This window comes from Pleomorphomonas sp. NRK KF1 (assembly GCF_023721755.1).
Classification (GTDB): domain Bacteria; phylum Pseudomonadota; class Alphaproteobacteria; order Rhizobiales; family Pleomorphomonadaceae; genus Pleomorphomonas.
The window spans coordinates 404540-417902 of sequence record NZ_JAMDLH010000004.1 but is presented as its reverse complement, the minus strand read 5'-3'; the positions used below and the strand labels follow the sequence as shown (position 1 = coordinate 417902).

The window sequence follows — 13363 nt, the reverse complement described above, 5'->3', positions numbered from 1 at the left end:
CTTGCTCTCCCACGGGCTTGGTGTCCCTAAGGGGCGTCGGTCTCCCGTCCACCACCGCAACCGAAAGGATACCAGATCGCGGTGGGGCTAAGTTACAAGGGCGCGCGATATCGGGCGCCGAAGCGATGCTCGCCGACAGCCTTACGCCCCCGAGAACGTCACCTTCACGCCGCGCTGGCGGAAATAGGCCTGCATCAGCTTGCGGCCGGAGCGGTTGCCCTGCGCGAGGCGGGCCGGGTCGAAGACGGCTTCCTTCTGGCCGGCCTCGGCCAGCGCGGCCTTGAGCGTGGCGATGTGCAGGTCGAGATCGGCATTGTCGGCCTGCAGAGAGTCATAAACCCGCTCGATGGCGTCTGCGACGGTCGGTTGGCTCACGGTCGGCTCCTTGTTTCTTTTCTGGCGGTGTTCGCCATGATGTCCGCCCCGACCGTATCGTGATGAAAGCCCGCCCCGTCAATGGGGGATATGGGGCGGATGCGATCAGGCCGCGTCCTCCGCCTCCAGCCTTGCCCTCAGCGTGTCCAGCACCCGGCGGGCGGTGGCGATGTCCTCGGGGGCGAGGCCGTCGGCCAAGGCGGCGGCGCGGGGCGCGTAGAGGCGCAGCGCTTCCTCGTAGGTCTGCCGGCCCCGGTCGGTGAGCACCACGAGGTGGGCGCGCTTGTGGTGGGGGTTGGGCTCGAAGGCGACGAGGCCGTCCTTTTCCAGCTCGTTGACGATGCGCTGCACGTTCTGCCGGTTGGCGCCGAGGTCGCGCGCCAGCCAGGCGACGGGGCGCGGCCGGCGGGCAAAGGCGATGGCGCCCAGCATCTGCCAGCGGGCGCTGGTCAGCCCCAGGGGCGCTACCATGCGGTCGCCCCAGGTCAGCGTCAGGTTGTTGGCCCGGAACAGGGTGAGGATCAGCCCGGTCAGGGCGTCTCCGGCGGGGGCGCGGCCGTCATCGGTCATTGTCACCATCTGTTGTTATTGACACCATGATGTCAAATATGCATCTTGATGACGATACTATCGAGGCGTCGCCGATGCAAGGTGGCGCCGGCAGTCCGGAGTTTCCGACCATGAAGAAGTTGATCCATCCCGTGGCCGGGGTGCTGGCCCTGTCGACCATCGTCGTCTTCTGGCTGTCGACGGCCGTCTCCGAGCTCATCGGCGCGCCCGAGACCGTGACCCTGGTAAAGACCGCCATTCCCTGGGGCTTCCTGCTGCTGATCCCGGCGCTGATGGCGACGGGCGGCACCGGCCTGTCGCTGGCAAGGGGGCGGCGCGGCGGGCTGATCGGCGTCAAGCTCCGGCGCATGCCGATCATCGCCGCTAACGGGGTGCTGATCCTGGTCCCCGCCGCGCTGTTCCTGGCCATGAAGGCGCGCGACGGCGCCTTCGACGGCGCCTTCTACGCCGTGCAGGCGATCGAGCTGGTCGTCGGCGCCGCCAACCTCGCCCTCCTGTCCCTCAGCCTGCGCGACGGCCTGAGGCTGAGCGGGCGGCTGCGGCGGGGGAGGGGGTGAAGAGGGAGGGTGATATGGACCGATCGCCTCGTTCTGCCCGAGGTCCTGCGCCTTCGCGCAGGATGACAATTTATTGATATGAAACAAATACTTGGTCGGATCTCCGAGAACCTCGCCGGTCATGTTGCGCGACCTCAAAGGCCCCGCCCCCTTACCTTTGCCGTGGCAGACCGCCGGATGAAGTGATTGAGATATATCTATTTGTTATATATAGCTTTTGTCATCCTCTGCGAAGGCAGAGGACCTCAGGCAGGATGGAGCGATCGGCCGATATCGAGCGCCCCTCACATGACGAGCGCGAATGCCTTGCCCACGCCGCGCCAATGACAAAACCGGCCGGATGGCTCCGACCGGTTGCGATGCTGTCGCGAAAAGCAGCTCGGCTCAGAACTTCATGCCGACGCCGACGCTGACGACATGCTGGGATAGATCCGCCTCCTTCGAGCCGATTTGCTTTTCGAAGAACTTGTTGTAGCGATACTCGGCGCGCCCGAAGAGCTTCTGCGTGAACGCATAGTCGGCGCCGGCACCGATCGTCAGGCCGTGGAAGTACTCGTTGAAAGTGCCGGTCGCGACGGTCGTGTTGGCCTTGTCGACGATCCGCGTCGCCACATAGCCGGCCGTCGAGTAGAGCAGCAGGTTGTCGAAGGCATAGCCGACGCGGGCGCGAATGGACCCGGACCAATCGGAGCTGAGTTTGTCCGTACCGAGAAGGGTGTAGGTGTCGTCGTAGCGGCCGAGAGTTTTTGCGTTGCCGCCAGTGTAGGTCACGTCGCCTTCGAGGCCCAGCACGAAGTTGCTGTCGAGCTGTTCCTGGTAGCCGGCGAACAAGCTGACATGCGCGCCGGGGAAATCCTGCGTAGTGTTGCCGAACTTGGAGCCATCGGCACGCGTCAGATCGCCGCCGCCGGTGACGCCGAACTGCATGCCGGTCCAGTCGATGGTCCGCGTGGTTGCCGGCTGGTCCGAGATGCTGGGCCGAAGCACGTCCATGTCGGCGGCCGACGCCGTCGATACCGTGAGAGCTGCGACAGCGGCAGCAAGAGCGAGACGCATGAAATTCCCCTTCCTGGGTGGCTGATGACTGCCGGAACGGTCGGGTCCGCGCCTTTCCCGTCATCGACCAAGCGCTCGCGTCGACCGGTTCGGCAGCGAACCCCGTCGAAGCAATTGGTTACAAATTAAGGTTGATGGTTGGTTAAGGTTGTGAGCGATAGCGACGCACGCTTTCCGTTTCATGCATCAGTATTAATGCTACCATGCCTGCACACCCCGTCGGTGGCGGATTGTGCCCGAGGCGCCTTTACGGCCTCGCCGCCGGCTCCGCCAGGCGGGCGTTCTCAACGAACAGGCCCATGTGCGTTCCGCGTCCGGTGATGACGATTTCGGAGCCGCTTCTCAGTTGCTGCTGGATATCAGGCGGGAGGTCGCACAGCTTGTCATTGAGTGTCCGCATTCCGGCAAGACGGACCGAGGTCTTGCAGGACTTTGCGCCGGTATGCTCCAGCGACGCCACGGCGAATGTCATGCTCGTCTCTTCACCCCACAGGAGCGCCACATAGAGCGGAATGGTCGTGGTCACAAACATGTGGCTGAAGGCCGCGAAGGCGATTGGAGCCAGAACAACGCTTACGAGACGCTGCAGGCTGGTTTCCATTTTGGGGTTGCGCGGCAGGTGGGCCATCAACGCGATCCCGAGCATCGCTGAGATCGCTGCGGTCAGCAGGGCGTAGTACTTCACGCTCTCGACGTAAGCGGCCGATGGCAAGAACTGATGCGGCGCGAAACCGTAGGGCAGGAAGAGAAACGAGAAGAGCAGGAAGCCGGAAAGGCCGATCTTGAACGGGGTCAACCCGCGCTTCATCCGAAATCCATCGCCCTGGTTCATCGCCGCACGCTGAGCCACTCCATCCGCCGGCAGGCATAACACGCCTGCCGGGTGCAACGCTACCAAGGCGAGTGGTGACGGCGCCCGCCTTCGCCCCGACCGTATCGTGATGAGGCGCCCGACCCGGGTCTGACGGCTTCATGCAACGAGAACAAGCGGCTGGCGCCCACTCAACCGCCGATGATCGCCATCACCGGCGCGCGGGCGTCTTCGCCGATGTCCTGGGCATCCAGCGCGTTGTTCAGAAGCGCCGTGTCGCAGCCGTGGTCGCGCAGCCAGCGGGCGATGGTCTCGGCCCGGTCCTGGCGGTCGCGGACGAGTTCGGTGGCGAGGCGGAGTTCGGGCGCTACCGCCTTGATGCTGCGCTCGCCCACGTCGATCTCGACAAAATGCGTCCAGGGGCCGTCGCCCCGCGCCTCGATGAAGGCGGATTCGGTGGGCGTTTCGACGGTGCTGGCGTCGACCTCAACGCCGTCCACCTCGTAGGCGGCGTAATACTGGCCGCCGCACTCCAGCCAGGTGGGCGGGGTGAGGCAGCGGAAGCCGGCGAGCGCCCGGGCGAAGATGTCGATCTCGGCGCGCGTGCGCACCAGAAAGTCGACATCGGCCGCCTCGATCGGCGCCCCGCGCAACAGATCGGCGGCGGTGCCGACCAGCCGGTAGTCGAAGCTCCCCTCCCGCTCCACCAGATCGAGCACGGTGGCGAGCGTGTCCTGCAACTGCCCAAGTGTCAGTGTCATGGCGCCGGTCCCTTCGGCGACATTTTAGCAGAGTTGCAGGGCTGGACGAATGCGGTCTTCTGCGTGTGGGGGAGCCTCATGGCGCGGCTTGCGCGGGATCGTCTGCCTTGGCAGAGGAGGGCAGCCGCGCGCTCTCGGCCGCGTCGGAGCGGTAGCCGTCGAAGCAGGGACCGCCATGACGGGTCAGTTCCCGATCCGTCAGCGACAGGAGCGCGGCCGGGTTGCCTTGCACGGCGTCTCTGAACGCATCAGCCGTGAGGGACGCGAGCGCGGGATCGAGCCGCCGCAGCAGGCGCGGCCCCCACTTTCCGTTGCCGGTCCAATGGTTGCGCCCGAGCAGCATCAGGTCGATGAGGCGCGGGTAGAGCTGCGCGGCGGTGGCGGCAATCTCGTCGGCCGGTCGCTCGGCGCGCAGGTCGTCGGCGAGGTCGGTCAGGATGTAGCGCAAGGCATCGAGCGGCGCGCCGGCGAGCGGTTTCGGCCCCGCAGCAAGGATCTGCCGCGCCCGTTGCTGCAGGGTGGCGGCCTCGTCCGGTGCGTCGCCGAGAATCACGCCGTTCGACACCATGTCGATGATGACGGGGACGCCGCGCTCCGCGTCGTTCTCGAAGAAGTAGGCGAGCGTTTCCGGGTCTTGCACGAAGGCCTCGACGGGAAAGCCGTCGAGCACGAAGGACTCCCGCCACGCCCGCTCGAGCCTGGGGTAGAGGATCACCATGTCGATGTCGGAAAAGGCGTTGCCGTCGCCGCGCAGGATCGAGCCGGCCACGAACAGGTGCGATGCACCCTTGAAGCGGGTGGCAAGGCATTTGCGGGCCGCCGCCAGCGCGGCTTCGATGAGCTGGTCCTGCATGCTGTCGTCCTCCATCGGGTGGGACGCGGCAGGCACAAAAAAACCCGCTCGCATCCGGCGGGTCGATCGGTTTCGTCTGAAGCGGCTCTACCTCATGACGCACCCAACCGCCGCGCGGCGGTGGTCGAGGACGTCGAGAGGGCGAGCATGGTGATCATGGGGGGAGGCTAGCGCGGGGGCGGGAATTGTCAACGGCGTTGGGTGGGGGCATGCGGTGGCAAGGGGCGAAGGGAGCCCGATATCGGCTATTGCCTCTTCCTGCCCGAGATCCTCTGCCTTCGAGAGAGGAGGACAGTATGATGGAACAGGAGACCAGCCGGAGAGCGTTGCGCCATCCGATGCGCGACGCTCTATCCAGCGAACGACGCACTATCCCGCTGTTTCCTATACATAAAGCTGTCCTCCTCTGCGCAGGCAGAGGATCTCGGGCAGGAAGAGGCGCCGCCGGACATATCGGCCGCATTTGCCCCGGCGTGGCGTTGCGGTAGCTTGCTCCCCGCCTTGCCCGACAGGGCTCGATGCTGGAGCGGCCACCGCGATGGAACGAGACGATCTGGAAATCTATCTGCACCAGCAGATCCCGCTGACCCGGGCCATGGGCGTGTCTGTGCGGGCCGTCACATCGGGCACCGTCACCCTCGCCGCCCCGCTCGCGCCCAACCTCAATCCCAAGGGCACCGGCTTCGGCGGCAGCGCCTCGACCCTCTGCATCGTCGCGGCCTGGTCGACGCTGTACGCCCGCCTGACCGACGCCGGCCTGCCATCGGAGATCGTCATCCACACCAACACGATGGAGTATCTGCGGCCGATACAAGGGGAGTTCGTGGCGACGGGAGCGATCAGCGCCGAATCCGATTGGCCGGGGTTCCTGAAGACGCTGGAGAGCCGGAAGAAGGCGCGGATCGAGATCGAGGCGGGGCTGAGGTGCGGGGACGAGGCGGTGGGGGCGTTCAGGGGGCGGTTCGTGGCGTTTTTGAGGGAGGGGAGAGCGGACTGATGCCGGGCGCGTCAGGATGAGCGCTTCGAGAGGAGGAGTGCCCTGATGTGCAGGAACCAGAGCACCAGCATCAGGTCTATGAACGGGCAGACCTGAAAGAGCGAGCGGCGTACATGGAGGGTGACGAGGTCAGCCGTTCCGCCGCAATCGCTCGCGACGGTCTGTGGTATGACGGTCTCCCACAGAGACTGAGCGACGTCGAACAAAAGCGGCAGTATAGCCAGCGCGATGACGGTGGAGACGGCCAGGTTCTTGGGCTTGCTTCCCAGGAAGGCGCTGAGAACCGGAACTCCCGCTTCTCTCTTGCGCACCACGGCAAACATGACGATCGCCGAAAAGGCCGCGGCAAGGACTGCCCAAGGCAGCAACACGACGTAGAAACCCAAGAACAAAGGGCCCCCGCTGTCGCACACCGGGTTCGGCGCGTACAGCTCGGATGAGAACATCATGTCACCGAACTTGGCCGGCAGCTGCAGCCACAGGAGGGCGGAGCCGACCAGCCAATAGCGGAGGCGGTTGTCGGAGGTTGTGAACAACTGGCTCACGGCAGCACCGCCGGAGGCACGACACGGGCGCTTTCAACGAACAGGCCCCAAGAGGTTCCTCGCCCGGCTACGACGATCTGCGTGCCAGGGCTCAGCTCTTGATGGAGCGAGGGTGGGAAGTTGCAGAGTTGGTCGCTATACCATGGCATGTAGTCAAGGGTGATCGGTGCGTTGCAGAACCTCGAATTGATCGACTCTCGCCCGTTGACAGCGTAGATTATTTCAACTTCTTGCTGAGAGCAGATGGCTGCTATTATTGGAACTAAACTTGTTACAAGTTGGTGGCCGAGGATGAAAAACATAATAGTCGCAAAAGCAGGGGTAAACACATTGAATGTAACACTGGTCTTGTTTGCATTCGGCGACTCGGACATGAGCAGAAAAGCGGTCGGCAGACCGCACACAAGGCCGCTTATTAAGGATATGTATTTTACTTCAACGAGATATTTGGGTGACGGCAGGAACTGATGGTTCAGCGCCAGGAGTGCATACGGCACCAGTGAAAAGCACATCGCCATAAAAGCGAACAGGCCGAGGGCAACCACTAAGACGGGTGGCCTCTCCCGAAGTGAAGTTTCACTGTCCATCGAATTGCGCTCTTCGACACGTGCCTCAGCGAGGCGTAGCACGCTTGACGGGTGGTGCGCTAGCAATGTGGGGGGGGGAGGGGGGGCGCTATATGGGCCGATCGCTTCATCCTGCCTGAGGTCCTGGCCTTCGCCAGGATGACAATTCTATATATAGGGAACAAGCGGATAGCGCGTCCACTCCGGATGGTGGCGTCACTCAATCCCTTGGTAAAGGCGTAGCACGCTTGACGGGTGGTGCGCCAGCAATGCGGGTGGTGGGGAAGGGGGAGACCTATATCGGCGGCGAGTCCTTTTCTGCCTGAGGTACACCTTGAATTCGCGCGCGAATTCAAGCGACCTTCGCCAGGATGACGGATCTATATGGAGGGAGGGGAGTCCTATATGGGCCGCGAGCCCCTTTCGGCCTGAGGTCCTCGCCTTCGCAAGGATGACAATTTATATATAGGTTACATGCGGATAGCGCGCAGATCACTGGATATTGCGTCGCCCTCCGCTTTGGCGCGCCGTCCGATCAAGCTGTCTCCCGCCTCCATCAAGCTGTCATCCTGGCGAAGGCCAGGACCTCGGGCAGGAAAGGGCGCGCGGGCACTATCGGGCGCTCTTGCGACGCTGCTGAAGGCTCCCATCCCCCCAAAACGCCACCGCCGCCGGCTCTTTCGAACCGGCGGCGGATGTCGCTCGCGGGGTGTCGGCGGGATTACCGCGAGGCGAGGTTTTCTTTTTCGGGGAGGGGTTGGACGGGGACGCCCGGCCAGATCTTCTGGAGGTTGCCGGAGATGACGAGGTCGCTCTCCGTCAGGCCGGAGAGGATGGCGATGTCGGGGCCGTCGGTGCGGCCGGTTTCGACCATGCGCTGTTCCACCGTGCTGTCCTTGCCGATGACGTAGACGTATTTGCCGAGCTGGCTGGAGCCGAGGGCCACTTGCGGGGCCATCAGCACGTCCGGCTGTTCGCCGACACTGAGACGCAGGTGGACGTATTGGCCGGGCAGGAGGTCGAAGGTGGCGTTGGCGATGGTGGCGCGGGCGGCGACGGTGCCGGTGGAGGCGTCGAGGCGGTTGTCGATGAAGGTGAGCTTGCCGGCGTAGGCCTTGCTTCCTTCCTGGCCGGGCAGGGTGATTTCGGCCGTCACCTCGCCCTTTTCGAGCGCGGCCTTGATGGCGGACAGCTCCTTTTCGGCCGGGTTGAAGGTGACGTAGATCGGGTCGAGCTGCACCAGCGTGTTGAGCTCCGTCTGGCCGGAGGTGACCAGCGTGCCGACCGACGCGGCGCCCCGGCCGACGCGGCCGGCGAAGGGCGCGCGGATGGTCGAGCGCTCGATGTCGAGTTCGGCCGCCGCCACCGCCGCCTTGTCGATGGCGATGCCGGCCTCGGCCTGCAACAGCGAACTGGTGCGCTGGTCGAAGCCGTCTTTCGCCAGGAAGCCCTTCTGCGACAGCTCCTCGCCGCGGGCGAGGTTGGAGCGGAGGTACTCCACCTGGGCGGTGTCGCGGGCGAGCTGGGCCTTGGCCTGGGCGAGCGCCGTCTGCGCGTCGCGGTCGTCGATCACATAGAGCACGTCGCCCGCCTTGACGTCGGCGCCGTCGGCCACCACGCGCTCGCGCAGATAGCCGGTGACCTTGGCCTGCAGCGAGACGGACTGGATGGCCTCGGTGCGGGCGGGATAGTCGAGATAGACCGGCAGCGTGCGCTTTGCCACCTTCTCGACGGGGACGGGCATGGCCTGGGGCGCCTGCTGGGCGGGGGTGGCCGCCGCCGGGGTGGCGAAGAGGTCGCCGATCGGCACGTGCTGCGACACGTAGCCCTGCACCGCCGGGTGGAACAGGCTGGCGCCGCCGGCCACCACGGCGAGGGTGAACAGGGAGGTGATGGGGCGTTTGGTGAGGAATGACATGGCGGAAACTCCGGTCACTCGGCGGCCTTGGCGAGGTCGTCGTCGACCTCGTTGGCGGCCACGGGATGATGGGCGTGATGGAAGAGGGCGGCGTCGCGCTCGACGGCGGCGGGGTTCCACCGCTCGCGCAGGCGCTCGATCACCACGTAGAACACGGGGGTGAAGACCATGGTGAGCACGGTGGCCGCCAGCATGCCGCCCACCACCGTGGTGCCGAGCGACTGCCGGCTGGCGGCGCCCGCCCCGGTGGCGAGCATCAACGGCACCGCGCCGAGGATGAAGGCGAAGGCCGTCATCAGGATGGGGCGGAGGCGCAGGCGGGCCGCTTCGGTGGCCGCCTCGACGATGCCGAGGCCGTCGTCGCGCCGCTTGCGAGCGAACTCGACGATCAGGATGGCGTTCTTGGCGGCGAGGCCGATCAGCATGACGAAGCCGATCTGCGAGTAGACGTCGATCTGCATGCCGCGCCACTGGATGGCCCCGAGCGCGCCGAACAGGGCGAGCGGCACGGTGAGCAGCACCACGAAGGGCATGGTCCAGCTCTCGTACTGGGCGGCGAGGATGAGGAACACGAAGACGATGGCTAGGATGAACACCGCCGTCGCCGCCGAGCCGGCCTTCAGCTCCTGGAAGGTGATGCCCGTCCACTCGTAGCCAAAGTCGCGCGGCAGCGTCTCGTTGGCCACCCGCTCCATGGCGGCGATCGCCTGGCCCGAGGAGAAGCCGGGGGCGGGGCCGCCGTTGATCAGCGCCGAGGCGTTGGAGTTGTAGTGCGGCACGGTTTCCGGGCCGACGGTGGGCTTCAATTCGCCGAGGGTGGAGAGCGGCACCATGCCGCCCGTGTTGTTGCGGACGTAGAGGCGCGTGAGATCGGTGGCCGAGGAGCGGGCGTCCTGGTCGGCCTGCAAGGTGACGCGGAAGGTGCGGCCGAACAGGTTGAAGTCGTTGACGTAGAGCGAGCCGAGATAGATCTGCAGCGTGTTGAAGATATCCGGCAGGCTGAGGCCCAGGAGCTTGGCCTTGTTGCGGTCGAGGTCGTAGACGAACTGCGGCGTCGACGTGCCGAAGGACGAGAACAGCTGCTGGGCGTTGAGCTCGGGCTGCTGGCGGGCGGCGGCGAGCAAGCCTTGCGTGGCGTCGTTCAGCGCCTGGCTGCCCTGGCCGGAAAGGTCCTTCACCTGGAACTCGAAGCCGCCGGTGGCGCCGAGGCCGGGGATGGACGGCGGATCGAAACTGAGCGCGAAGGCGTCGGGGATGGCCATCAGCTTGGGCCGGACTTCCTCGACGATGCGCGAGGCGTGCTGTTCGGGCCCGCGCTCTTCCCACGGCTTGAGGATGGCGAACTCCACCGCCGAGTTGGATTGGGCCGCCGACGTCAGGAAGTTGAGGCCGGAGATGGCGCCGACGATCTCGACGCCGGGCGTTGCCTCCAGAATGTCGCGCACCTGTTCGGCCACGGCGTTGGTGCGCTCCAGCGAGGCGCCGTCGGGCAACTGGACCACGACGAAGAAATAGCCCTGGTCTTCCACCGGCAGGAAGGTGGAGGGCGTGCGGTTCCAGAGCCAGTAGGTGGCGCCGATGGTGACGACGAACAGGGCGAGCACCAGATAGCGCAGCCTGACCAGCCCGCCGACGCTGGCCGCATAGGCGTGCGACATGCCATTGAAGGCCGAGTTGAACCAGCGGAAGGGCGCGAAGCGCACCGCCCCCTGGTGGCGCAGGAAGGCGGCCGACAGCGCCGGGCTCAGCGTCAGCGAGTTGAAGGCGGAGATGCCGACGGAGATCGCCACGGTGAGCGCGAACTGGTTGTAGAGCTGGCCGGTGACGCCGGGGATGAAGGCGACGGGGATGAACACCGCCATCAGCACCGCCGTGGTGGCGATGATGGGGCCGGTGACCTCGCTCATCGCCTTGCGCGTGGCGGCCAGCGGCTTGAGGCCGGCCTCGATCTGCCGCTCGACGTTCTCCACCACCACGATGGCGTCGTCGACGACGAGGCCGATGGCCAGCACCATGCCGAGCAGCGAGAGCATGTTGAGCGAGAAGCCGAGGAGATACATCACCACCAGCGTGCCGATCAGCGACACGGGAATGGCGATGGCCGGGATGACGGTGGTGCGCCAGCTTTGCAGGAAGATGAAGACCACGGCGATGACCAGCACCAGCGCCTCGCCCAGCGTCTTCAACACGTCGTCCATCGACGCCTGCACGAAGGTGGTGGTGTCGTAGTGGATGGCGTAGGCGATGCCGGCCGGGAAGCGCTTGGCCAGCTCCTCCATCCTGGCCTTGACGCCAGCCTGAAGGTCGAGCGCGTTGGAGCCGGGCATCTGGAACACGCCGAGCGCCACCGTCGGGTCCTTGCCGAAGAAGGCGGAGGAGGAATATTGCAGCGCGCCCAGCTCGATGCGAGCGACATCCTTGAGGCGCACCACGGCGCCGCTCGCCGCGTCGGCGCGCAGCACGATGTCGCCGAACTCCTCGGGGCTGGAAAGGCGGCCAACGGCGTTGACCTGCATTTCGAAGGCGGTGCCGGCAGGCGCCGGCGCCTGGCCGATCTTGCCGGCGGCGACCTGCACGTTCTGCTCGGCGATGGCCTGTTGGGCGTCGACGGCGGTCAGCCCGAGGTTGGCGAGCTTGTCGGGGTCGAGCCAGACGCGCATGGAATAGCGCCGCTCGCCGAACACCTGCACGTCGCCGACGCCGGGCACGCGCTTGAGCGGATCGAGGATCTGCAGCGCGGCGTAGTTGCTGAGCGCCACCGGATCGACCGAGCCGTCGGGCGAGGTGAGGTTGACGATGAGGACGAAGTTGGGGTTCTGCTTCCTGACCGACACGCCCGTCTGGTTGACGATGGCCGGCAGCGAGGACGAGGCCTGCGACACGCGGTTCTGCACGTCGACGGCGGCGGTGTTGATGTCATAGCCGACGTCGAAGGTGACGGTGATGGTCGACGAGCCGTCGTTGGAGCTCGACGAGGACATGTAGGTCATGCCTTCGACGCCGTTGATCTGCTGCTCCAGCGGCGTGGTCACCGTGTCGGCCACCACCTGCGCGCCGGCGCCGGGGTAGTGGGCCGAAACCACCACCTGCGGCGGCGATATCTCGGGAAACTGGGCGACCGGCAGCAGCACGTAGCAAATGGCGCCGGCCAGCACCATGATGATGGCGATGGCCGAGGCGAAGATCGGTCGTTCGGTGAAGAAGTTTACCATGTGCAGCCCTCGCCGCGACCGGTGGCGGCCGCCATCCAGCAGGGAACCGCCTCGCCGCCGAGGCCGTTGTTGAAGCGATCGCCCACCTCACGCAGCTCGCGGCGCAGGCGCTCGGGGTGAACCCGGTCGGCCCGCATGACGGTGAGCACCAGGGGATCGCGGAGGAGTTCGTCCAGGGTGAGTTCGTGCTTCATGGCGGGTCTCCTGCGCGGCGGGCGGATAGTGGAGGAGGTAGAGCTTTGATGGGCATCGGGTTTTTCCGAAAACCGGGGGCCACTTTTCGGCCCGATGCTTGGTTATTGGTTTGGCATCAGGTTTTTCCGAAAACCGGCAAGCCACTTTTCGGCCTGATGCCTAGACTAAGTGTGCAGGGGGTCGTTGCCGCTCCCGGTGGGAGCTGGCCTTGACGCGTTGGAAAGGGGGTGTTACCCGTCAGTAACATTCCGGACGTTACAGATCGGTAACATGGGCGTCAAGGCGCCTTGGCATGATGGGCAATGACGAATTGGTGAGCTGCTGCGTGAAGAGGCCGCGAGAGCGGATCATAGAGATGGCGCAGCTGCTGTTCCGCAAGCACGGCATCCGCGGCGTCGGCGTGGACGCCATCGCCGAGGAAGCGGGCACCAACAAGATGACGCTCTACCGCCACTTCGGCTCCAAGGACGAGCTGATCGCCGAATGCCTGCGCGAGACGGCCCGCACCGCCGATCCCTTCTGGCGCGACCTGGAACAGAATTTCCCCGGCGACCCCCTGGCCCAGCTGCACGAATGGGTGCGCGCCGTGGCCTCCTACGCCAGCATGGAAGCCGGCGGCTGCGACCTCGTCACCGCCGCCTTCGAACTCCCCGAACCCGACCACCCCGCCCGCCAGGTGGTGGAAGCCTTCAAGCACGAGCAGCGCCAGAAGCTGGTGGGGCTGTGCCGCAAGGCGGGGATCGAGGAGGCGGAGAAGCTGGCCGACACGCTGGGGCTGTTGCTGGAGGGGGCGAGGGTGAACCGCAGAAGCGTGGGGCCGGATGGGCCTTCGGCACGGTTCGTGGCCCTGGCGGAGGCGGTGATCGCGTCGTTCAGCGCGGCGAGCGGGAAGGTGGGGGAGGAGCGACAGGTGGAGGGGGCGTAGGGGCGTCAACATAGCGATAACA

At 65.6% G+C, this 13363-nt stretch carries 14 protein-coding genes; 3 read left to right on the top strand and 11 right to left on the bottom strand.

All coding sequences use genetic code 11. The features are described 5' to 3' along the window. Positions 1-141 precede the first annotated feature (141 nt). Positions 142-375: a hypothetical protein gene (locus M4J39_RS13395; RefSeq protein ID WP_251728626.1), complete on the bottom strand. Its 234-nt coding sequence runs from the start codon at positions 373-375 to the stop codon at positions 142-144. A 105-nt stretch (positions 376-480) separates the two neighbouring features. Next, entirely contained in the window at positions 481-945 is a 465-nt protein-coding gene (locus M4J39_RS13390) for a MarR family winged helix-turn-helix transcriptional regulator (RefSeq protein ID WP_251728623.1), read from the bottom strand. 110 nt (positions 946-1055) lie between these two features. Here M4J39_RS13390 and M4J39_RS13385 point away from each other — a divergent pair, with 110 nt between their 5' ends. Then, positions 1056-1502, top strand: coding sequence for a hypothetical protein (locus M4J39_RS13385; RefSeq protein WP_251728621.1), 447 nt, complete (start codon positions 1056-1058; stop codon positions 1500-1502). Positions 1503-1886: 384 nt separating this feature from the next. Here the strand turns inward: M4J39_RS13385 and M4J39_RS13380 are convergent, their stop codons facing one another. From M4J39_RS13380 to M4J39_RS13365, 4 genes are all read right to left on the bottom strand, one after another. Further along, positions 1887-2558, bottom strand: coding sequence for an outer membrane protein (locus tag M4J39_RS13380; RefSeq protein WP_251728619.1), 672 nt, complete (start codon positions 2556-2558; stop codon positions 1887-1889). A 247-nt stretch (positions 2559-2805) separates the two neighbouring features. Beyond that, positions 2806-3456, bottom strand: coding sequence for a hypothetical protein (locus M4J39_RS13375; RefSeq protein ID WP_251728617.1), 651 nt, complete (start codon positions 3454-3456; stop codon positions 2806-2808). A 104-nt stretch (positions 3457-3560) separates the two neighbouring features. After that, on the bottom strand, positions 3561-4130 hold the full coding sequence (locus M4J39_RS13370; protein ID WP_251728615.1) for a hypothetical protein: 570 nt from the start codon (positions 4128-4130) through the stop codon (positions 3561-3563). 76 nt (positions 4131-4206) lie between these two features. Further along, positions 4207-4983, bottom strand: coding sequence for a nucleotidyltransferase domain-containing protein (locus M4J39_RS13365; protein ID WP_251728613.1), 777 nt, complete (start codon positions 4981-4983; stop codon positions 4207-4209). Between the two features lie 538 nt (positions 4984-5521). Here M4J39_RS13365 and M4J39_RS13360 point away from each other — a divergent pair. After that, positions 5522-5980, top strand: coding sequence for a thioesterase domain-containing protein (locus tag M4J39_RS13360; RefSeq protein ID WP_251728611.1), 459 nt, complete (start codon positions 5522-5524; stop codon positions 5978-5980). A gap of 11 nt (positions 5981-5991) precedes the next feature. Here M4J39_RS13360 and M4J39_RS13355 read toward each other — a convergent pair whose 3' ends face one another. From M4J39_RS13355 to M4J39_RS13335, 5 genes are all read right to left on the bottom strand, one after another. Then, positions 5992-6525 (bottom strand): hypothetical protein, encoded by a 534-nt coding sequence (locus M4J39_RS13355; RefSeq protein WP_251728609.1) that lies wholly within the window; start codon positions 6523-6525, stop codon positions 5992-5994. Further along, positions 6522-7112, bottom strand: a complete 591-nt coding sequence (locus M4J39_RS13350) for a hypothetical protein (RefSeq protein ID WP_251728607.1) — start codon at positions 7110-7112, stop codon at positions 6522-6524. Before M4J39_RS13350 ends, M4J39_RS13355 begins: the two co-directional genes overlap by 4 nt. Before the next feature lie 700 nt (positions 7113-7812). Further along, positions 7813-9009, bottom strand: a complete 1197-nt coding sequence (locus tag M4J39_RS13345) for an efflux RND transporter periplasmic adaptor subunit (protein WP_251728605.1) — start codon at positions 9007-9009, stop codon at positions 7813-7815. 14 nt (positions 9010-9023) lie between these two features. Further along, complete coding sequence (locus tag M4J39_RS13340) at positions 9024-12221, bottom strand: efflux RND transporter permease subunit (protein ID WP_251728596.1); 3198 nt, start codon at positions 12219-12221, stop codon at positions 9024-9026. Next, the gene (locus tag M4J39_RS13335) at positions 12215-12415 is read right to left on the bottom strand and encodes a hypothetical protein (RefSeq protein ID WP_251728595.1); all 201 of its coding nucleotides are present in this window, start codon (positions 12413-12415) and stop codon (positions 12215-12217) included. The genes M4J39_RS13340 and M4J39_RS13335 overlap by 7 nt, the downstream gene beginning before the upstream one ends. A 293-nt stretch (positions 12416-12708) precedes the next feature. On the opposite strand from M4J39_RS13335, the gene M4J39_RS13330 reads away from it, so the two are divergent. After that, positions 12709-13341 (top strand): TetR/AcrR family transcriptional regulator, encoded by a 633-nt coding sequence (locus tag M4J39_RS13330; protein WP_371875447.1) that lies wholly within the window; start codon positions 12709-12711, stop codon positions 13339-13341. The last annotated feature ends 22 nt before the right edge of the window (positions 13342-13363 follow it).

What these genes read in the sequence shown, in the direction of transcription:
- M4J39_RS13365 (WP_251728613.1), bottom strand. Translation starts at nt 4,983, where the DNA reads ATGCAGGACCAGCTCATCGAAGCCGCGCTGGCGGCGGCCCGCAAATGC.
- M4J39_RS13385 (WP_251728621.1), top strand. Translation starts at nt 1,056, where the DNA reads ATGAAGAAGTTGATCCATCCCGTGGCCGGGGTGCTGGCCCTGTCGACC.
- M4J39_RS13370 (WP_251728615.1), bottom strand. Translation starts at nt 4,130, where the DNA reads ATGACACTGACACTTGGGCAGTTGCAGGACACGCTCGCCACCGTGCTC.
- M4J39_RS13360 (WP_251728611.1), top strand. Translation starts at nt 5,522, where the DNA reads ATGGAACGAGACGATCTGGAAATCTATCTGCACCAGCAGATCCCGCTG.
- M4J39_RS13380 (WP_251728619.1), bottom strand. Translation starts at nt 2,558, where the DNA reads ATGCGTCTCGCTCTTGCTGCCGCTGTCGCAGCTCTCACGGTATCGACG.
- M4J39_RS13345 (WP_251728605.1), bottom strand. Translation starts at nt 9,009, where the DNA reads ATGTCATTCCTCACCAAACGCCCCATCACCTCCCTGTTCACCCTCGCC.
- M4J39_RS13350 (WP_251728607.1), bottom strand. Translation starts at nt 7,112, where the DNA reads ATGGACAGTGAAACTTCACTTCGGGAGAGGCCACCCGTCTTAGTGGTT.
- M4J39_RS13330 (WP_371875447.1), top strand. Translation starts at nt 12,709, where the DNA reads ATGATGGGCAATGACGAATTGGTGAGCTGCTGCGTGAAGAGGCCGCGA.
- M4J39_RS13335 (WP_251728595.1), bottom strand. Translation starts at nt 12,415, where the DNA reads ATGAAGCACGAACTCACCCTGGACGAACTCCTCCGCGATCCCCTGGTG.
- M4J39_RS13390 (WP_251728623.1), bottom strand. Translation starts at nt 945, where the DNA reads ATGACCGATGACGGCCGCGCCCCCGCCGGAGACGCCCTGACCGGGCTG.
- M4J39_RS13340 (WP_251728596.1), bottom strand. Translation starts at nt 12,221, where the DNA reads ATGGTAAACTTCTTCACCGAACGACCGATCTTCGCCTCGGCCATCGCC.